This is a genomic window from Rothia similimucilaginosa, assembly GCF_029850875.1.
Classification (GTDB): domain Bacteria; phylum Actinomycetota; class Actinomycetes; order Actinomycetales; family Micrococcaceae; genus Rothia.
In genome coordinates, this window is the sequence record NZ_JAOVAM010000001.1 from 1 (window position 1) to 19,731 (window position 19,731).

General features: G+C 59.1%; 17 protein-coding genes. 7 read left to right on the forward strand and 10 right to left on the reverse strand.

All coding sequences use genetic code 11. The features are described from left to right. Positions 1-117: 117 nt before the first annotated feature. From QFX05_RS00005 to QFX05_RS00035, 7 genes are all read right to left on the reverse strand, one after another. A complete protein-coding gene (locus QFX05_RS00005; protein ID WP_279739797.1) occupies positions 118-1,209 on the reverse strand; it encodes a 6-phosphogluconolactonase in 1,092 nt (363 codons plus the stop codon). After that, positions 1,202-2,188 (reverse strand): glucose-6-phosphate dehydrogenase assembly protein OpcA, encoded by a 987-nt coding sequence (locus tag QFX05_RS00010; RefSeq protein WP_279739799.1) that lies wholly within the window; start codon positions 2,186-2,188, stop codon positions 1,202-1,204. Before QFX05_RS00010 ends, QFX05_RS00005 begins: the two co-directional genes overlap by 8 nt. Then, on the reverse strand, positions 2,185-3,732 hold the full coding sequence (gene zwf, locus QFX05_RS00015; RefSeq protein ID WP_279739801.1) for a glucose-6-phosphate dehydrogenase: 1,548 nt from the start codon (positions 3,730-3,732) through the stop codon (positions 2,185-2,187). Before zwf ends, QFX05_RS00010 begins: the two co-directional genes overlap by 4 nt. 311 nt (positions 3,733-4,043) lie before the next feature. Continuing rightward, the gene (gene tal, locus QFX05_RS00020; RefSeq protein WP_279739803.1) at positions 4,044-5,147 is read right to left on the reverse strand and encodes a transaldolase; all 1,104 of its coding nucleotides are present in this window, start codon (positions 5,145-5,147) and stop codon (positions 4,044-4,046) included. 176 nt (positions 5,148-5,323) lie between these two features. Continuing rightward, positions 5,324-7,426, reverse strand: a complete 2,103-nt coding sequence (tkt, locus tag QFX05_RS00025) for a transketolase (protein ID WP_279739805.1) — start codon at positions 7,424-7,426, stop codon at positions 5,324-5,326. A gap of 708 nt (positions 7,427-8,134) precedes the next feature. Then, complete coding sequence (locus QFX05_RS00030; RefSeq protein WP_279739806.1) at positions 8,135-9,037, reverse strand: ABC transporter permease; 903 nt, start codon at positions 9,035-9,037, stop codon at positions 8,135-8,137. Further along, positions 9,034-10,167, reverse strand: a complete 1,134-nt coding sequence (locus tag QFX05_RS00035; RefSeq protein ID WP_279739809.1) for an ABC transporter ATP-binding protein — start codon at positions 10,165-10,167, stop codon at positions 9,034-9,036. Before QFX05_RS00035 ends, QFX05_RS00030 begins: the two co-directional genes overlap by 4 nt. A 175-nt stretch (positions 10,168-10,342) precedes the next feature. Between QFX05_RS00035 and QFX05_RS00040 the strand changes: the two genes are divergently transcribed. The 6 genes from QFX05_RS00040 (at position 10,343) to QFX05_RS00065 (ending at position 16,068) form a co-directional block, all read left to right on the forward strand. Beyond that, positions 10,343-11,209, forward strand: coding sequence for a helix-turn-helix transcriptional regulator (locus QFX05_RS00040; RefSeq protein WP_279739812.1), 867 nt, complete (start codon positions 10,343-10,345; stop codon positions 11,207-11,209). 187 nt (positions 11,210-11,396) lie between these two features. Next, complete coding sequence (gene sufB, locus QFX05_RS00045) at positions 11,397-12,854, forward strand: Fe-S cluster assembly protein SufB (protein WP_049337647.1); 1,458 nt, start codon at positions 11,397-11,399, stop codon at positions 12,852-12,854. Further along, positions 12,854-14,128: a Fe-S cluster assembly protein SufD gene (sufD, locus tag QFX05_RS00050; protein WP_279739816.1), complete on the forward strand. Its 1,275-nt coding sequence runs from the start codon at positions 12,854-12,856 to the stop codon at positions 14,126-14,128. Before sufB ends, sufD begins: the two co-directional genes overlap by 1 nt. 19 nt (positions 14,129-14,147) lie before the next feature. Further along, positions 14,148-14,906: a Fe-S cluster assembly ATPase SufC gene (gene sufC, locus QFX05_RS00055; protein ID WP_005506105.1), complete on the forward strand. Its 759-nt coding sequence runs from the start codon at positions 14,148-14,150 to the stop codon at positions 14,904-14,906. 40 nt (positions 14,907-14,946) lie between these two features. Then, positions 14,947-15,276, forward strand: a complete 330-nt coding sequence (locus QFX05_RS00060) for a metal-sulfur cluster assembly factor (protein WP_279739823.1) — start codon at positions 14,947-14,949, stop codon at positions 15,274-15,276. Positions 15,277-15,513: 237 nt separating this feature from the next. After that, the gene (locus QFX05_RS00065; protein ID WP_279739826.1) at positions 15,514-16,068 is read left to right on the forward strand and encodes an Ltp family lipoprotein; all 555 of its coding nucleotides are present in this window, start codon (positions 15,514-15,516) and stop codon (positions 16,066-16,068) included. A gap of 80 nt (positions 16,069-16,148) precedes the next feature. Here the strand turns inward: QFX05_RS00065 and QFX05_RS00070 are convergent, their stop codons facing one another. Further along, complete coding sequence (locus QFX05_RS00070; protein ID WP_279739827.1) at positions 16,149-16,649, reverse strand: HD domain-containing protein; 501 nt, start codon at positions 16,647-16,649, stop codon at positions 16,149-16,151. Positions 16,650-17,220: 571 nt separating this feature from the next. Here QFX05_RS00070 and QFX05_RS00075 point away from each other — a divergent pair. Further along, on the forward strand, positions 17,221-18,045 hold the full coding sequence (locus QFX05_RS00075) for a DUF4253 domain-containing protein (RefSeq protein ID WP_279739829.1): 825 nt from the start codon (positions 17,221-17,223) through the stop codon (positions 18,043-18,045). 120 nt (positions 18,046-18,165) lie between these two features. Here the strand turns inward: QFX05_RS00075 and QFX05_RS00080 are convergent, their stop codons facing one another. Together QFX05_RS00080 and QFX05_RS00085 are read right to left on the reverse strand one after the other, a co-directional pair. After that, entirely contained in the window at positions 18,166-18,840 is a 675-nt protein-coding gene (locus QFX05_RS00080) for an energy-coupling factor transporter transmembrane protein EcfT (protein WP_279739830.1), read from the reverse strand. After that, positions 18,830-19,717, reverse strand: a complete 888-nt coding sequence (locus QFX05_RS00085) for an energy-coupling factor ABC transporter ATP-binding protein (protein WP_279739833.1) — start codon at positions 19,715-19,717, stop codon at positions 18,830-18,832. Before QFX05_RS00085 ends, QFX05_RS00080 begins: the two co-directional genes overlap by 11 nt. Between the last annotated feature and the right edge of the window lie 14 nt (positions 19,718-19,731).

The window sequence follows — 19,731 nt, forward strand, 5'->3', positions numbered from 1 at the left end:
TAAATTTGGGGGGGTTTTGCAAAACGGGCCCCCCGGTTTTGTTTACTCGCGGGGCCCCCACTTTTCTATGTTTGGTGCAGTTCAGAACCGAACCAGAACTAATTCAGAACCAGAACCTTACGGGCGGTTCTCAGGAGCCAACGACTCCTCTGTCGCAAAAATCAGGGTCTGCTTCTTACCGCGCGCACCCACCGCCGGGGTTTCCAGCAGCAGCTGCGCGTTCAGATCCTCAGCGTCCAGCTTCGCGCCAGCCAGAAGGCGGCTGGTCGCATCCTGCTTATCCTCACCGGTGATGAGGAAGAACACGTGACGCGAATTATTGATAATCGGCAGGGTCACCGACACACGCTCAGCCGGCGGCTTCGGCGAATCAGAAACCATCACGGTCACAGCCTTACCGCCCTCAACCGGATCCTCCGGCAGACCGGTACCCAGCAGAACCTGCTTACGGCCCGGGAACAGGGAAGCAATATGACCATCCGGGCCCATGCCCAGCAGGGTGATGTCAAAGACCGGTGCGGGCCACTGGCCACCACCGCAGCCTCCGCCGCCGCATCCGCAACCACCTGCGGGCTCAGAAGCCTCAGCGGCAGCGTCGAAGTCTTCCAAGGTGGTCTCTTCGATGGACTGCTCGGGTGCGGAAGAACCACAACCGCCGCCACCACAACCACAGCTGCCAGAGCCGCCGTGCTCGTGACCTGCACCGCCACCGTGACCGCCAGCCAGCGGCAGTTCGGTTGCGCCCTCAGGCATCTGCACGCTCATAGCCGGTGCGGAACCGGCGTAGTCGCGCATCTCAAAGGCGTAGTGCTCGGCGGCAGCCTCAAGGCCGGTGAAAATATCGGACGGACCCATGCGGTGCACATTGTCTACGACCAGGCCGTGCGAAAGCAGGGGAGCGAGCAGCACCTCAATAGCCTGACCGTCATTACGTTCGGGGCTGCGCTCGGGCACGTAACGCTCATCGGAGAACCAGAAGTGCACGCGGGACCAGTCGATATTCTTCACACGCTCGTTCTCAGCCCACGCCTTCAAGGTAGCGATACCCATCGTGCCGCCGGTCAGCGAAATGTGGGCGATGGTGCGCTCAGAGAGCACGTGCTCAATGATGTCGAGGATCCGGGTCACCGCGTCTGCTGCGAGAGCCTCGCGGGTCGGGTGCGTCACCAGGGTAGGGGTGGATGCGCCCATGTTCTGAATCTTAGGCATCGAAAACCTCCGGGTATTCTTCGAGATCCAGCATGTCTTCAGGCTGGCAGGTATCGTCCACGAGGGTTACGGTGCGCAGCGCCTGCTTCAGCACGTCACTGTAGGTGTCGTCCGGGTCGAGGCGGCGCAGCTCCTCAGAGATGCACTCGGCGAGGGTACGCACCGGCAACGCAATCTGCTGATCGGGTGCGTACGGGGTGGAAATAGTCGCCACGGAAATACCGGGGCGGAACATTGTCACGGAACCGTCTTCACGCTCAATGCTGACGCGGTACAGGCCGCGGTTTGCCGCACCGATGGTCGCGAGGTGTACGGGCGCTTCAAGCTTCCAACCGAGCCAAGTACCGAGCAGAACCACGGAGGGGGACTTGTCCGAACCCCACACAACCACGCGGTGTACGGGGGAGGAAGGCATCTGCTCCAGGAGCGCAGCCAGCTGGGTACGCCACAGGGTGAGGCGGGTCCACGCCAGGTCGGTATCCCCGGCGCGGTACACCTCGGCGAGGTGCTTGAGAGCTTCCTTCGGATCCTCAGCGCGCGCAGAGTCGGTGATACGACGCTGAGCGATACGACCGATGGAGTGCTGTGCTGGGTTCTCCGGAACTGAGTGCGGCCACCAGACCACAATCGGGGAGTCAGGCAGTAGCAGACCGGAAATCAGTGCTTCAGTCGGGCGGGATGCGCTACCCCAACCGCGCAGAACAATCATCTCGGATGCGCCAGTGTCGCCGCCAAGGTGGATTTCTGCATCCAACTGGTCGGGGTCGAGCGGGTCGTGGGAGATGTGTACGATAATGCGGCTCGGGTGTTCGTGGGAGGCACGAATTGCGGCGCGCATTGCTTCGCGGGAATGGCCCTTTTCCGCGAGGACAACGAGGGTGAGTACTCGTCCGCTGCTGAGGCTACCGTTGTTGGCGCGCAACTGGCTCAGTTCCTTGTTGATGGCAGAAACGGTGGTGTTGTGCAGGTGCGAGATCACGGGCGCCTCCAAGCGCGGTTGTCGCGTTCGAGCATTTCGTGCGCTGAACGCGGACCCCACGAACCGGACTCGTAGGGTTCAGGCTTAATGCGGTTTTCTTCCCAATACTCTTCGAAGGGGTCGAGAATCTTCCAGGAGAGTTCAACTTCTTCGTGGCGGGGGAACAGCGGTGGTTCGCCGAGTAGAACGTCCAGGATGAGGCGTTCGTAGGCTTCGGGGGACTCTTCGGTGAAGGAGTGGCCGTAGCCGAAGTCCATGTTGACGTCGCGGATTTCCATCTGGGTGCCAGGGACCTTCGCAGCGAAGCGGATGGTCATACCCTCATCGGGCTGCACACGAATAACGACGGCGTTCTGGCCTGCCTGCAGGTTTTCGCTTTCGCCGAAGAGACGGTCGGAGGACTTCTTGAAGACCACCGCGATTTCGGTGACGCGGCGGCCCAGGCGCTTACCGGCGCGCAGGTAGAAGGGGGTGCCTTCCCAACGGCGGTTTGCGATGGAGACCTTCAGCGCCGCAAAAGTTTCGGTGCGGGAGTCTGCAGGGATGTCATTTTCGTCGAAGAAGCCGTTGACGTGTTCTCCGCCCTGGTAGCCTGCAGCATACTGGCCGAGCGCGAAGGAGTTCGACAGATCGTCAATGCGGAGTGCTTCGAGGACCTTAGCTTTTTCGGCGCGCAGGTGCTTGGCATCGAGGCTGAGGGGCTCTTCCATAGCGGTGAGGGCGAGCAGCTGCAACAGATGGTTCTGGATGACGTCGCGGGCTGCACCCACGCCGTCGTAGTAGCCTGCGCGGGAGCCGATGCCGATGTCTTCGGCCATGGTGATCTGGACGTGGTCAACGTAGTTAGAGTTCCAGAGCGGTTCAAACATCTGGTTGGAGAAACGCATTGCCAGGATGTTCTGCACGGTTTCCTTGCCGAGGTAGTGGTCGATGCGGAACACTGCGTCGGGCGGGAAGACTGCCTCCACGATGGAGTTCAGTTCGCGTGCGCTTTCAAGGTTGTGACCGAAGGGCTTTTCGATGACCACGCGGCGCCAACCGTCGACGGGGTTGATGGTGTCGTTATCGCCGGATGCGAGGTCGTGTTCAGCGAGCTTGGTGAGAACCTGCTCGAATGCCTTTGGGGGAATCGACAGGTAGAATGCGTGGTTGCCGTGGGCACCACGCTCATCGAGTTCTGCGAGGGTGCTCTTGAGCTGTTCATAGGCTGCGTCGTCGTCGAAGGCACCTTCAACGAAGCGCATGCCCTGCTGGAACTGGTTCCACACATCCTCACGGAAGGGGGTACGGGCGTTTGCCTCAACAGATTCACGCACGTAGGCGCGGAAGTCGTCATCGCTCCAGGGACGGCGGCCGAAGCCGACGAGGCCGAAGCTCGGGGGGAGCAAACCGCGGTTCATTAGATCGTATACTGCCGGAAGCAGCTTCTTGCGGGCCAGGTCACCGGTTACGCCAAAGAAAACGAGCGCGGACGGCCCCGCAATGCGGGTAATGCGGCGGTCGCGAGTATCCCTGAGGGGGTTCGCTTCATGACCGTTAGTCACAATATATTCCTTTGATTGCCTTGGTTGGTTCGTGCGGCGCGCGGTTCGTACCTTATTCGCACGGAGGGGATGCCGCATTCTGGAAGGTGTGTACCCTGTATTGTACCGGTTTTGACGGGACGATATGAGGAGCACCTAACCCGCCTAAATTCTCTGGGACGCTTCGGGCGGTGAAGCCCGGTGAGAATCTCTGCAAGAATCCGGGTGGGTTGGGTGCTTACCAACATATACGTGAGGTGGTGCGTATCCGTAGCGGTAGGTAGCGCGCTACAGTTGAGCAGCTGTTGAATGTCAGCAGCTAATGGGTATGGTTACTTGGCCTGCTCAAGCGCCTTACGGACGGTCTGCAGCACTTCTTCCCAGGAAACGTCGAACTTGGACAGGCCCTCAATCTCGAGCTTCTCTACGACCTCGGTGTAGGAGACACCTGCGGCACCAATAGCGTCCAGAACCTTGTTGGATTCGGAGTAATTCGGCACGATGGTGTTGCCGGTGATTTCACCGTGGTCAGCAACAGCGTTCAGGGTTGCCTCGGGCATGGTGTTCACGGTATTGGGTGCGACCAGGCCAGTGACGTACAGGGTGTCCGGCAGCGAAGGGTCCTTCACACCGGTGGATGCCCACAGCGGGCGCTGTACGTTCGCGCCGTGTGCCTGCAGGCGTGCCCAACGCTGGGAGGAGAACATTTCCTCGAACACCTCGTAGGCGAGGCGTGCATTTGCCAGACCTGCCTTGCCCTTAAGCTGCGCAGCGTCGCCGCCGGCAGCTTCGAGGCGCGCATCAATTTCGGTGTCTACGCGGGAGACAAAGAAGGATGCGACCGAGTGGATGGTGGACAGGTCCTTACCGTTTTCCAGCGCCTGCTCCAGGCCGAGCATGTAGGCGTTGATGACCTCTCGGTAGCGGGTCAGGGAGAAAATCAGGGTCACGTTCACGCTGATGCCAGCAGCCAGGGTCTCAGCGATGGGACGCAGGCCTTCCTGGGTTGCAGGAATCTTGATCATGACGTTTTCGCGGCCCACACGCTCGTAGAGTTCATGTGCCATCTTGACGGTGCCTTCGGCGTCGCGTGCCAGGCGAGGGTCAACCTCGATGGAGACGCGGCCGTCAAAACCGTTGGATGCCTTATAGACGGGTGCGAATACGTCGCAGGCTGCGCGTACGTCGTCGCAGGTCGCGGCGAAGACTGCCTCTTCAACGCTTGCGCCGACTGCGGCAAGTTCACGCATCTGTTCAGCGTATGCGGCACCCTTGGCGAGCGCACCAGCGAAGATGGTGGGGTTGGTGGTCACACCGACGACATTGTGGGTCTCGATGAGTTCGGCGAGGTTGCCGCTGGTCAGACGCTCACGGGAGAGGTCGTCAAGCCAGATGGAGACGCCAGCGTCGGAAAGCTTTTGAGTGGACTCAGACATGTGAAAACCTTCGATTCTTTGTCAGAAATAAAATTTGGATAACGGTAAAAAACTGCCGGGGTTGGGTAGGCTCCGGCTCAGTAATATGAGCCGGAGCCTACCCGTCGTTCACCACAACCACCTCATATATGTGCCCTAAGAGGGTGCATACTTAGACGGATGTGGTGGACAAAGTTTTATTTTGCTGCCTCGATGGATTCCTTAGCGGCAGCCACGACAGCTTCCGAGGTGATACCGAATTCGCGGTACAGGGTCTTTGCATCGGCGGAGGCACCGAAGTGCTCTATAGATACGGCGCGGCCGGCGGTGCCGAGTAGGTCGTACCAGCTCATTGCCAGGCCAGCCTCAACGGAGACACGGGCGGCAACCGAGGAGGGCAGAACCGACTCGCGGTATTCTGCGTCCTGCTCAGCGAACCACTCACGCGAAGGCATGGAAACCACGCGAGCGGCGATGCCCTGCTCTGAGAGAGTTGCGCGGGCCTGAATGGCCAGCTCAACCTCAGAACCGGTAGCGATCAGGATGACGTCCGGGGTGCCCTCGGTATCAGCCATGATGTAGCCGCCGCGTGCGGTGCCCTCAGCGGAAGCGAACTTTTCGCCCTCAGCGTCTGCATGCACGTCTTCGCGAGCCCAGACGGGCAGGTTCTGGCGGGAGAGTACGATACCTGCGGGGCGATCGGACTTCTCCAGGATGGTGCGCCATGCGACGGCGGTTTCGTTAGCGTCCGCGGGGCGAACCACGTCGAAGCCGGGGATAGCGCGCAGGGCGGAGAGGTGCTCGATCGGCTGGTGGGTGGGGCCGTCCTCGCCCACACCAATGGAATCGTGGGTCCACACGTACACTGAGGGAACGCCCATCAGTGCGGAGAGGCGAACAGCCGGGCGCTGGTAGTCGGAGAACACGAAGAAGGTGCCCGAGAATGCGCGGGTGGGGGAGGAGAGCACAATACCGTTAACGATTGCTGCGGCAGCATGCTCACGAATACCGAAGTGCAGCACACGGCCGTAGGGGTTGCCGGTCCAGTCTTCGGTGCTGCGCGATGCCGGGTTGAAGGACTCTGCACCCTTGATAGTGGTCAGGTTTGAGCCAGCGAGGTCAGCGGAGCCGCCCCATAGTTCGGGGAAGGTGTCAGCAATAGCGTTGATGACAGTGCCGGATGCCGCACGGGTTGCCACGGAGGTGCCAGCCTCGAACACGGGGAAAGCACCCTTGTAATCTGCGGGCAGTTCGCCTGCAACGAGGCGCCTGTACAGTTCGGAGCGTTCAGGGTTTGCCTTGGCCCATGCCTCGAACTTCTCGTCCCATGCCTTGTGCGCCGCTGCGCCGCGCTCAACAAGCTGGCGGGTGTGTGCCAGCACGTTCTCCTCAATGAAGAAGCTCTTGGCGGGGTCAAAGCCGAGCAGTTCCTTAGTGGCAGCAACCTCATCGGCGCCGAGCTTGGAACCGTGTACTGCGCCGGTGTTCTGCTTAGTGGGGGCGGGGTAGCCGATGACGGTGCGCAGCTCAATGAAGGAGGGCTTGTCGGTGACAGCCTTCGCACGCTCAATAGCGGCGTACAGTTCTGCGACGTCCTCAACGTAGTCGCCGGTGCGGGTCCAGTCCACTCGCTGAACATCCCAGCCATAGGACTCGTAGCGCTTTGCTACATCCTCGGTGAATGCAACGTCGGTGTCCTCCTCAATGGAGATGTGGTTGCGGTCCCAGACGACAATCAGGTTGCCGAGCTCCTGGTGACCTGCGAGCGCGCACGCCTCGGCGGTGACGCCTTCCTGAACGTCACCCTCGGAGGCGATGACGTAGACGTGGTGATCGAAGGGGGAGGTGCCCGGTGCTGCTTCGGGGTCGAACATGCCGCGCATACGGCGCTGTGCGTAGGCGAAGCCAACGGCGGATGCCAGGCCCTGGCCGAGCGGGCCGGTGGTGATTTCTACACCCTTGGTGTGCTTGTATTCGGGGTGGCCGGGGGTGAGAGCACCCCAGGTGCGCAGGGCTTCCAGATCGCTCATTTCCAGGCCGTAGCCGCCGAGGAACAGCTGAGTGTACAGGGTGAGGGAGGTATGGCCGGGGGAGAGGATGAAGCGGTCACGGCCTTCCCAGCGGTCGTCGGCGGGATCCTGGTTCATGATCTTCTGGAAGAGTAGGTATGCGACCGGAGCCAGACTCATTGCGGTTCCGGGGTGACCGGATCCGACCTTTTCTACGGCGTCTGCAGCGAGGATACGTGCGGTATCTACGGCGCGCTGGTCGGTTTCTGTCCACTGGAAGTTCTCTGCCACGTGGGTGTCCTTTCACAATGTGAGTGGATGCGCCAGCAGGCTTGTGCTAGCGCGCTGTCCGTTGGGTGTAACGTGCCTTCGGGCGTGCTTATTCCCGCGCCGGGAGGTACCCCGGTAGGTGCGGTGAGCTGGGAGGTTTGTTTCGACCCTTTTGTTTTAACAGGATAGTTCAGGAGGCGGGATGATCCGATGTGTGAATGCAGACATTCACAGGATGATACGGGGATGGCGGGGGGGGGGGGTAATGCGAGGGTAAAGCGGGGGTGATGTGCCGTTATGGTGCAGGTTGTGGGGGTCTGTGCGGAGTTCGCGGTGTATATCTGAGCTGCATTTCTGAGCTTGTGGCTGAATATTGTTCAGTTTCGTAACATTTTTGTGTAATTGGTGAAGCTCATGTCAAGGTTGAGTAGCAAAGTTGTAGACCGAAACAGTGGTTGGGTCGGTCTACATCTCGGTGATTGAAGCCCCTCTTCCGCGTGGAAACCGTCGATTATCTTACTGTGGTTGTGAGATAAAAGGTTCTGGAGAAGAGGGCTTTTATTTCGTCCCGTAGCGTGTGTATTGTACGCGATCTAAGGGACGAAAGGTCAGTGTATAGGGCGCCGGATATGATCGGAACATATCCGGCGCCCACCTTTTTAACCTGCTTTTAACCTGTGATGACAAGAAGCGCTGTCTGCTCTTGTATTGTCTGCATTTACGCTGCTGCTAGTCGGACCACTTGAACTTGCGTGAGGCAATAAATCCAATGACCACGGTCCACACGATGATGACCCAGTGAGGGTCGGCAAGCCACTGGTGCTGAATGAAGTTGCCGCGCAACGCATCACCCAGAGCCGCCGAGGGTGACCAGGCCACAATTCCGGCGTACCAGTCAGGGAAGGAGTTCAGCGGGAACACGACACCGCCGGCACCGGCAAGAATTACCCAGGCAATATTCACGATGGCGAGGGTCGCCTCCGCACGCACCGTACCGGCAATGAGCAGACCCAGCGCCGTAAATGCGCCAGCACCCATAATCATCGTGATGATGGAGCGCGAGAGGGCGATAGCGTCTGGGCGCCACCCAAGACCGTACCCGAGCGCCGCCACCAGGGTGAACTGAATCGCCACGACCACCAGCACCGCAATACACTTGCCCATAATCAGGCCGTCACGGCCCAGGGGAGTGGTCGCCAGGAACCGCAGCACGCCGTAGCGACGGTCAAAACCGGTAGCAATGCCCTGACCCGACAGCGCCGTAGAAATCACGCAGAGCGCCAGAACGCCGGGGACCGCCGCATCCATGCGGGAGACCCCCACCGAGTTCGCGTATTCATCAATCAGACCGGTGAACCGCAGGGCAATGAGCGCCATGACGGGAAAAATAATGTTGAGCATCAGCTGCTCGCCGTTGCGTAGCATCGCCATGGTTTCGTAGCGGCCCTGCTCAATCACGCGCACGAGCGGGTAGTTCGCACGCGGGGGAATGTACTCCTCATCTTCGTCAATAGAAGAGACCTTGGGGTGGAGGTTCGCGGCGTGTTCTTCCATTAGATTCCCCTCTGCGCGGTTCTCTTCTATCGGGTTTTGAGCAGTCCGTTTGTTGTCGGTGCGTGCGGTGTTGCTCATCGGATATCACGTCCTGAAATGTCGAGGAAGACATCCTCAAGAGTCTTCGGTTCCATGGTGAGAGAAATTGGCATGAGATAGTGCTCGGCGAGTGCCGCGGTGAATGCCGCCAGGTGCTCGGGGCGTAGCGCACCGACCAGCTCATACTCGCCGGGCACGGATGGGGTGCCGTCACGAGCCAGGGTGTAGGGCACCTTCTCGATGAGCTCCACACCGGCACGCAGATGCGCGGGCAGTAGCTGCTCACAGGTGAGGGTGGGCGCGTTCAGACTGTACTGCAGACGGTTCGTGCCGTCGCTGGCGATGAGCTCGGAAACGGTACCCTCCTGAACCGTGGCGCCGTTTTCAATGATGTACACGTAGTCGGCGAGCTTCTGTGCGTCGTCAATCAGGTGCGTGGTGAGCACAATGGCGGTGCCGAGTTCACGCTGTTCACGAATGATGTCGAAGACGACGTTGCGTGATTGCGGATCCAGGCCCGCGGAGGGCTCGTCGAGGAAGAGCACGTCCGGGCGGCCGATGAGGGCTGCGGCAAGGGAGACGCGCTGCTTCTGACCACCCGAGAGGCGGCGAATAGTGGTGCCGTTGAATGTGTCAATACCAAGGCGTTCTGCGAGCTCTTCGACCGGGTACGGGTCGGTGTACATGGTCGAGATGTGTTCCAGTAACGGAATGGGGTGCATGGCGTTGGGCAGGCCGCCGTCCTGGAGCATAATGCCGACCTTAGCGCGCAGTTCTGGGTCCGCCTGCAGTGGGTTTTCTCCGAGGAGGCGTACGGTACCGCGGGTGGGTTTAAGTAGACCCTGCGCGCAAGCGAGAGTCGTGGTTTTACCGGCACCGTTGGCTCCGAGTAGGACAACCACCTCACCGGGGAAGACGCGCAGGTTGACCTTGTTGACGGCGCGGTAGAGCCCGCTGGCGGTGAGCCGTTCGGGGTATTTGGTGCGGAAGGCGCGTGAAGGTTTGAACTCTTTGATGAGGTCTTTAATGCTCAGCGCCGGTTCTTCAGCGACGGTGCGTCGTCGTGCGGTGGGTGAGGCGCTGGGCTCTGTGTGGTGCTCAGCGTGTGCTGTTGGTGCGGCGGATGCACGCCCCGGGTGATCCTGCTGGCCCGCGGTGGTGGTCTCCATAAACTGTCACTTTCGATTTTTTCGATGAATGAGAGTGTGTGTTCCTTCATCTTATGCCCTAACTCACGTTTAAAGCACGCTCGGTACGACTCAAAACTTCACCTTAAGGTAAAAAAGTTAGCAAGTAGGGGTACCTAACTAGCCAAAGAAAAACTAATTAGGACATACTTTATTTGTGTATTCCGTGAATAAGACCCCTCAGCGTGCCTCAATGAACGAGGCGCAGACCCGAAACGGCGCCCGAACCGCCGCCTCGGGCTCTACTGGTGCTTCCAGTACAAAGTCCTCCGCGGCACGCACATCCAAACGCAAAGCCGAGGCAGAAGAACGCACCAGGGACCGTGTCCTACGCGAAGTCCTCAACAACGGCCCCGTATCCGCCGCAACCCTCGGTGAGCTCCTCAGTCTCACCCCCGCAGCAGTACGCCGCCACCTCGATGCCCTCGAATCCAACAATATGATTGAGGTCGCGCCCATCAAAAAGCACGGCGCCGGAGCTGGACGACCCGCCCGCCGCTACGTTATCGCCCCCCAGGGCCACGAACGCCTCGGCAACGATTACCTCCTCATCGCCCGCAATGCCTTGCAAATGCTCCGCGACACGGTCGGACAGGAAGCTCTCGAAGCTTTCGCATCCGCCCGCGCCGCAGACATGGAAGCCCGCTACCGCCCCATCGTAGAAGCCGCCGGTGACGATGTAGCAGCCCGAGCACAGGCACTCGCAGAGGCAATGAGCAAGGACGGCTTTGTGGCAACCGCTCAGGTTACCGCACCTCCTGCAGGACGCACCGTTCCCGAGCATTTCCTTGCAAGTATTCAGCTCTGTCAGGGGCACTGCCCGGTACGCGACCTCGCTGGAGACTTTCAAGTGTTCTGCGAGCAGGAAACCGGGATTATTTCTGACCTGCTCGGCGTTGATGTCCGTAGGCTGTCAACCATGGCTTCGGGTGCTCATGTGTGTACCACGCACGTGCCCCTGAACCGCGTCACCGCCGAGAGTGAGAAGAACACAGAAGAATCCGCAGAGGAACCTTCCGTGTAACGATCACGCAGTACCCAGCGGCGCACCCCGATGAACCCCTCAAGGGTGCGACCCGCACGCTGAACCCCACCCGCAACCACACCGCATCACGCATTGTGGTTGAGTGCGGCGTCAGCCCCCTCAACTACCGCACCTGTAACCGGCAGGTGCCGGCGAGAAATGTAATAACCATCGAAGAAAGGCCGTAATGACTGAGAAAGTTGGGCAGAACGCCAACGACACCGTCATTTCAGAGATCCTGGAGATGAACCCCGAACTCGAGGGCATTGGCAACTACGAGTACGGTTGGGCAGACTCCGACGAAGCAGGCCAGGTAGCAAAGCGCGGCCTGGATGAGAACGTCGTGCGTGACATCTCTGCAAAGAAGAATGAACCCCAGTGGATGCTGGATATGCGTCTGAAGGCGCTGAAGTTCTTCGAGCGTAAGCCTATGCCCACCTGGGGTGCGGATCTTTCCGAAATCGACTTCGACAACATTAAGTACTTCGTGCGCTCGACCGAGGGTCAGGCGACCTCTTGGGAGGAGCTGCCCGAGGACATCCGCACCACCTACGAGCGCCTGGGCATTCCCGAGGCGGAGCGTAACTCCCTCGTCGCGGGTGTGGCTGCACAGTACGAGTCTGAGGTTGTGTACCACCAGATCCGTGAGGACCTGGAGCAGCAGGGCGTGATCTTCGTCGACACCGACACCGGTCTGCGCGAATACCCTGAACTGTTCAAGGAATACTTCGGCTCCATCATCCCGATTGGCGACAACAAGTTCTCCGCACTGAACACCGCCGTATGGTCCGGTGGCTCCTTCGTGTACGTTCCCCCGGGAGTTCACGTGGAGATCCCGCTGCAGGCGTACTTCCGCATTAACACTGAGAACATGGGCCAGTTCGAACGCACCCTGATCATTGCGGACGAAGGCTCCTATGTTCACTACATTGAGGGCTGCACCGCCCCTATTTACAAGTCCGACTCCCTGCACTCCGCAGTGGTTGAGATTGTGCTGAAGAAGAACGCACGCGTTCGCTACACCACCATCCAGAACTGGTCGAACAACGTCTACAACCTGGTGACCAAGCGTGCGGTTGCGCACGAGGGCGCCACCATGGAATGGGTGGACGGCAACATTGGCTCCAAGGTCACCCAGAAGTACCCGGCTGTTTACATGGTCGGCGAGCACGCTAAGGGTGAGACCCTATCCATCGCATTCGCGGGTGAGGGCCAGCACCAGGACACCGGCTCGAAGATGGTTCACATTGCACCGAATACCTCCTCGACCATTGTGTCCAAGTCCGTGGCACGTAACGGCGGCCGTAGCGCATACCGCGGCCTGGTTCAGGTTCGTGAGGGCGCTAAGCACTCCAAGTCTTCCGTGGTCTGTGACGCACTGCTGGTGGACACCATCTCCCGCTCTGACACCTACCCCTACGTGGATGTGCGCGAGGACGATGTGACCATGGGTCACGAGGCGACCGTTTCCCGAGTCTCCGAGGACCAGCTGTTCTACCTGATGCAGCGCGGCCTGAGCGAAGAAGAAGCAATGGCAATGATTGTCCGCGGCTTCGTTGAGCCCATCGCACGTGAGCTGCCGATGGAGTACGCACTCGAACTGAACCGCCTGATCGAACTTCAGATGGAAGGATCTGTGGGCTAATGCCGACCAACGAAGAAACCCTGGGTTACCACTCCCCAATCATCCCCGGCATGGACCAGGAGGGCGAGAAGCTCGCCACCGAGTTCGCCCACGATGACACCCTGCTGCGTGCCACCGAGGAACACCACCAGGGCTCAAACCCGAACAACATCCAGAAGGTACTCGAAGCATCCCGTGCAGAGCGTAAGACCTCCTACAAGGTGGAGGACTTCGCACCCCTGACCGGTCGTGAAGAGGACTGGCGCTTCACCCCGCTGAAGCGTCTGGGTGGCCTGCACCTGGAGAAGCTGACCGGCACCGCACCGGCACCGCAGATTACTGCACCCGAGCAGGTTCAGGTTGAGACCGTCTCCCGTGAGGATGCACGCATCGGCTCCGCAGGTATCCCTGAGGACCGTGTGGCAGCGAACGCGTGGTCCAGCTTCACCGAAGCAACCGTGGTGACCATCCCCGCCGAAACTGAACTGGCTGAGCACGTGGAAATCGACATCACCGGCACCGGCAACGAGCCTGCCGCGCAGCACATCGTGATTGAGGCTAAGCCCTTCTCGAAGGCTGTTGTGGTTCTGCGCCACACTGGCTCCACCGTCCTGGCACAGAATGTTGAGTTTGTGGTGAACGACGAGGCTGAGCTGAATGTTGTTTCCGTGCAGCAGTGGGCTGACGACGCAATCCACGCCTCCGCACACTACGCTAAGCTGGGCCGCAACGCACGCTTCAAGCACGTTGTGGTGTCCCTCGGCGGCGACCTGGTGCGCGTGACCCCCTCCACCAAGTTCACCGCTCCCGGTGCTGAGACTGAAATGTATGGTCTGTACTTCGTAGATGCAGGTCAGCACATTGAGTCCCGCCTGTTCGTGGACCACTCCGTACCCAACTGCAAGTCCCGCGTGACCTACAAGGGCGCGCTGCAGGGCAAGGGTGCACACTCCGTATGGGTTGGTGACGTTCTGATTGGTAAGGATGCAGAAGGCACCGACACCTACGAGCTGAACCGTAACCTGCTGCTGGAAGTTGGCCCCCGCGCCGATTCCGTGCCGAACCTGGAGATTGAGACCGGCCTAATTGAGGGCGCCGGCCATGCATCCACCACCGGCCAGCTCGATGAGCAGCACCTGTGGTACTTGCAGGCTCGCGGTATTCCGGAGGCAGAGGCACGCCGTCTGGTCGTGCGCGGCTTCCTGAACGAGATTATTCAGCAGATTCGTGTTCCCGAACTTGAAGAGCAGCTCACCGAGGCCCTTGAGGCAGAGCTCGCCCTCAGCAATAACTAAGCTTTACCAGGAGAAATCAATGTCTACTCTTGAAATCAAGGACCTTCACGTCTCGGTTATCCTCGACGACGAAACCACCAAGCCCATCCTGAAGGGCGTTAACCTGACCATCAACTCGGGCGAGATTCACGCAATCATGGGCCCGAACGGTTCCGGTAAGTCCACTCTGGCTTCCACCATTGCTGGCCACCCCAAGTACCAGGTTGACTCCGGTCAGATCCTGCTCGACGGTGAGGACATCACCGAGATGAGCGTGGACGAGCGTGCACGCGCAGGCCTGTTCCTGGCTATGCAGTACCCGGTTGAGATCCCCGGTGTGACCATGTCCAACTTCCTGCGTTCCGCTAAGACCGCTGTGGACGGCAAGGCTCCCTCCCTGCGTACCTGGACCAAGGACGTTAAGGAAGCCATGAAGAACCTGGAGATTGACCCCGCGTTCATCGCACGTAACGTGAACGAGGGCTTCTCCGGTGGTGAGAAGAAGCGCCACGAGATCCTTCAGCTGGAGCTGCTCAAGCCCAAGTTCGGCATCCTGGACGAGACCGACTCCGGTCTGGACGTTGACGCACTGAAGATCGTTTCTGAGGGCGTGAACCGTGCGCACGACGAGAACGACATGGGCGTCATGCTGATTACCCACTACACCCGCATCCTTCGCTACATCAAGCCGCAGTTCGTGCACGTGTTCGTGGACGGCAAGATGGTTGACCAGGGCGGCCCCGAGCTGGCTGACCGCCTGGAAGAAGAGGGCTACGTAGCTTACGTGGGTAAGAAGTAAGCTTCTTCTCCTTACCGGATTCTGACAGAAAGATAGAACTATGACTGAGACTGTGCAGGGTCGTGTTCCTCAGGAAGAAATTGAGGAAACCCTCAAGGAGGTCATTGACCCGGAGCTCGGCGTCAATATTGTTGACCTCGGTCTGCTCTACGGTCTGCGCTGGGATGAGGATGGAACCCTCATTCTGGACCTGACTCTGACCACCGCAGCGTGCCCGCTGCAGGAGGTTATTGAGGAGCAGGTTCAGGCTAACCTGGATAACCTGGTTGATTCTTGGCGTGTGAACTGGGTTTGGATGCCGCCGTGGGGCCCGGAGCGTATTACTGAGGACGGCCGCGATATGATGCGCGCGCTGGGCTTCAACATCTAAGCTCCTGACTCGCAGATAAGGTACCCGCCCGGTGCGGAAGGCATATGCCTTCGGCACCGGGCGGGTACCTTTATGCGATATCAGATATGTGAGCAGTGGATGCTTGTTCTGAGCAACGCCAATTTTTGCCACTTTGACAATGGGGGGGGGTCGAGTATATTTCCTTGTGAATCATCCACCCACTTTATATTGGTTTTCTTCATGCAACGGTTGCTTGAAGAAAGCCGAAAGGAAATCATGGCACAAAAGATTATTGCCGCTGACGGTTCTGTCTACGTTAAGAAGAAGCCCTTCTACCTCCGTTGGTGGTTTATCACTCTCGTCATTATTTTTCTTCTTGGTGGTTGCGCTTCAATGATGGGCGGCGGCTCTAAGAGCTACACCACGGTAAGCGCTCCCTCATCTCCTGCCGCTGCTAACTCAGCTGCTACGAGCGATTCTGCTACCGTGGACTCCTCTGCGGCAGAGTCTAATGCAAAGCAGAGCGATAGTGTACCGAGTGAGTACAAATCGGCATTGAAGAAGGCCGAATCGTACTCACGTACTATGCACATGTCCAAGCAGGGTATCTACAACCAGCTCACCAGCGAATTCGAACAGTTTACTCCTGAAGCTGCTCAGTATGCAGTGGACAATATGAAGGCTGACTGGAATGCAAATGCTTTGGAAAAAGCAAAGAGCTACCAGAAGACGATGAACATGTCTCCTGAGGCAATCCGTTCTCAGCTGACTTCTTCTTTTGAAGGTTTCACTGAGGAAGAAGCTGATTACGCAGTCTCTCACCTGAGCTAGTTCAACATATGATTCAGAGAAGCCGCCCGGTGTGGAACACATTCCATACAGGGCGGCTTCTCTATAGGGTTTGCTACATATCAGTCGTCTAGCTGTAGCAGTTTCAGGGAGTATTTGTACTTATCCGTGAGCTTTGCGCGGGTCGACTCATCCAAAAGCGCCATACGCTGCGGGTCAGTATTATCCGCAACATCAGCAAGCTTCACCAGACGAGCCAAATCATTCACACGTACCCTACCCAGGTACGTCTCGTAGGATTCGCCGGGGCGGCGAGTCAGGGCATCAATCGCATCCACAATACGCGTCGAGAAGTGACGCGCCAAGAAAGCGAGAGAAACGCCGGTATCCTCCACCGTGTCATGCAGCAGCGCCACAATCTGCGCTTCAGCCTTCAGCTCCTCCAAAGAGGTATCAGGGTGAGTTGCGGCAGCCAACTCACACACAAGCTTACGCGCCCCAAGAGCCACACGGCGGGGGTGGGAGATATAGGGCCAGCCATTATGGTCAGTCTGCCCCTCATGCGCCTTATCAGCGATGCTGTCTGCCAGGCGAACCATCTCTTTGTAGTAGTTATTCGACATGAGAACCTCCGTTGGTTTGAACTCCTGCGAGTTGATGGTCCCAGCGTCGTTTTCCGTACCAATGCGGCACGGGTGGTAGCTGGTACCAACACTTTACTCCAGCAGCTATGCGGCAGCGGCGGAACTCGCCCGAGACGCTCTTAATACGTCAAATATGACGCGCCGAAGAAGAAAATAGGGTGTTTTTCCTTCTGAAATTGTGGGTTTGGTGCCCTTTCTGCCGTGTATCTGCGGTTGATAACAGGCATTCAGGCGGCGCCCGCCACCTCCACAAAAGTGTCCGCCGAACCCTTTGACACCGCCCGGTGTAACTCGCCCAAAATCTCATATGGTGGCGAAAAATTTCTAACTTTTTCTGGCGAAAACAGGTGCGCAAACCGCCCAACACAAAGGCAGTTTAAGCGTGTTTAGCACACACCGATACACACTCATCACACGAAAAAATCGCGTACCCTCCGCGCCCTGCTGAAACATCCAAAAACCCATATTTTTGTGCGAAAATAGGCGATAAACTGGGGGCAACCAAACATCGGAGAAAACCATGGCAGAGCTCTATGAGCGCTTCATCGCCTTGTATCCCTACCCACACGAGCGAATCCGCCACGGCGCCCCACGAGCCGAACTTAACCGGCGATACCTCGAACACCTCCACGAGGGCAAGAACCGGGGAACAACCCCCATCGTGGTTGCCCTCGACCCGACCCTGCTCGGAACCATCGAGAATAACGTATCCCTGCGTACCTTAACCCCCGTGCAGGACCTCACCGCCGACACCATCAAACGGTACGCACATGACCTCCTCACCGACCAGCATCATTACGTGGACCAGTTCGGTGTAGAAGTTGCTGCGCACGAAGCTTTCCGGCGCCTGAACGAGAACGCCTACCGACAGACGTATTGCCGCCTCATGAAAAACGGCGAACTCGACGAAGAGGATATTAGCACGCCCCTGAAAGCAGAGTATCCTTTCGAACTGACCGCCGGCATCATCAATGAGAAGGTCAAATCCACCGACATTGACAGCGCCGCGGAACTGCTCATCATGGACCTGCCGCTGCGGGACGCCTCCGGGGTGTTTGCCTATCTACCCTTCGGCGGGTGGGACTCCAGCCCCAGCCCCGAAACGTTGCTGCTCATCGCCCTCTACTGGCTTGAACGCGATGACGCCTACCCGGCTGTTATCGCCTCGGACTTCATAGAGTTCTACACACCGGTACCGGTCGCCACCCGCCGCGATGCAGAAATCCTGGCGGTCGAGCACACGATGGTTTCCTCGGCGATGCCGGTGCGTGTCTATCGCGGCTTCGACAAGCTCGTGGAGGCGCTCTACGGCCAGCACGACTGGTATCTGTGGTGGGAGCAACTCCCCGCAGCCCTGGTGGTTGAAACTCCCTAAAAGCATCTGAAAATAAACCCGAGTTAAATGCGAAAGGGTGGGGTGAACTAAACGGTTCACCCCACCCCTTTTCGGATGTCTGCGCGGGTTCGTCCCAGGTTGTCGCGTTATGTCACTGTACTATTTCAGCTCATCCACGTGCCGCGCTCGCAACGCCTTCGCGGTCGCCGTCGCATAATCCACCGCCTGCACCACCCACGGAATCAGCAGCCGCCAATACATGCGCTTGGGCAGATTACGCGCCACCGCCGCCCTACGCAACGCACCCCAACGGTCCATAAGCGCCGGAATCGACCGAATCATCAACGCAATCAGCAGACCCAGACGCTCGGGAGAAAGACCCACGAAACGCAGCGGTGAACAGAGCCTCACAAAACCGTCAATCAGAACCGGCAGGGGAGTGCTCACCAGCAGGGCACGGGAAGCGTAGAAAGCGGTCAGCATGGTCGCGATAGCATCCGCGCCGGAGGCGTACTGACCCGTAAACACGTAATAGGCGACCATGATCAGTAGCAGCAGAGACAGCATGCGAACCACCAGCCACAGCTGGGAGGCAGGCACACCAGCCCACAACGCGCAGAGCGTGGACGCCACCAGCGCCACCAACGCCACCTGCCAGCTGGTCACCGCCAATAGCAGGAACAACCCAAAGAAGAGCGTGCCCTTGAGCCACAGCGGCACCCGATGCACCGGCGTATTCAACGGCTGGTAGAAACCCACCAGCATAGTACCGGGGTTGAAATCCGAGCCCTGGGAGGCGGGGCGAGGATTCACGCGCGGCGTGTTAGCGCCCATGCGCGCCTCCTGCCGAGTCCAGATCTTCGGTAGCGCCTTCGTTGGGGAACCCCTCGGCACACCAGGTGCGGTACTGTTGCACCAGCTGCGCCGCATCCCCCTGAGCGAGCAAACGGCCGTCATGAATAATCACGGCTTCATCGCAGGACGCCGCCAAATCCAGGTCGTGTGTGCTGAGCACCAGCATCTGATTCAGCGACTCCAAATGCTTCAGCAGCCGAGCGCGATTGCGCAAATCCAGCAGGGTAGTCGGCTCGTCAAGCAGAAGAATCTGCGGGCGTGCCGCCAGCACACTGGTGAGAGCAACCAGCTGCTTTTCGCCTCCTGAGAGGGTGAAAACGCTCTGGTCCTCCAGACGTTCGAGGCCGCGCTCACGGAGCAGTTCACGAATCCGTTCGCGGCGCTGCTCACTGCTGAGGGCACTACCTTCAACGGCTGCGGCACGGCGCAGGCTTAAGTCAATATCTTCGACAACGGTGGGCATAATCAGCTGCGCCTCCGGCTGGGCGAAGAGCATGCCCACCCCCTCAAAAGCGCCCTGCGAATTACCGCGAGCACCCATCGAGCCGCGGCTCGGTGTCTCCAGGGTGTCGACACTGTTCACGCGCACAATACCTTCATCCGGGTGGGTGAGCCCATTGAAAAGCCCCAGTAGGGTGGACTTGCCACTACCGTTCAGACCCAGAACCGCGGTACGCTTCGCCGTGAACCGCAGACTCACATCCTTGAGGATACGGCGATGCCCGCCTTCGGACAGCTCGGTGAAAACACTCACCGATTCAAGCTCAAGGGCGGGCATGCTGGAAGAGGTGCTCACTGTCTGCTCGCCCTGTACCTGCTGCGGTGCAGGCTGGCGCGTGGAGCGGCGAAAAAACATAGCTATCCTCTCGT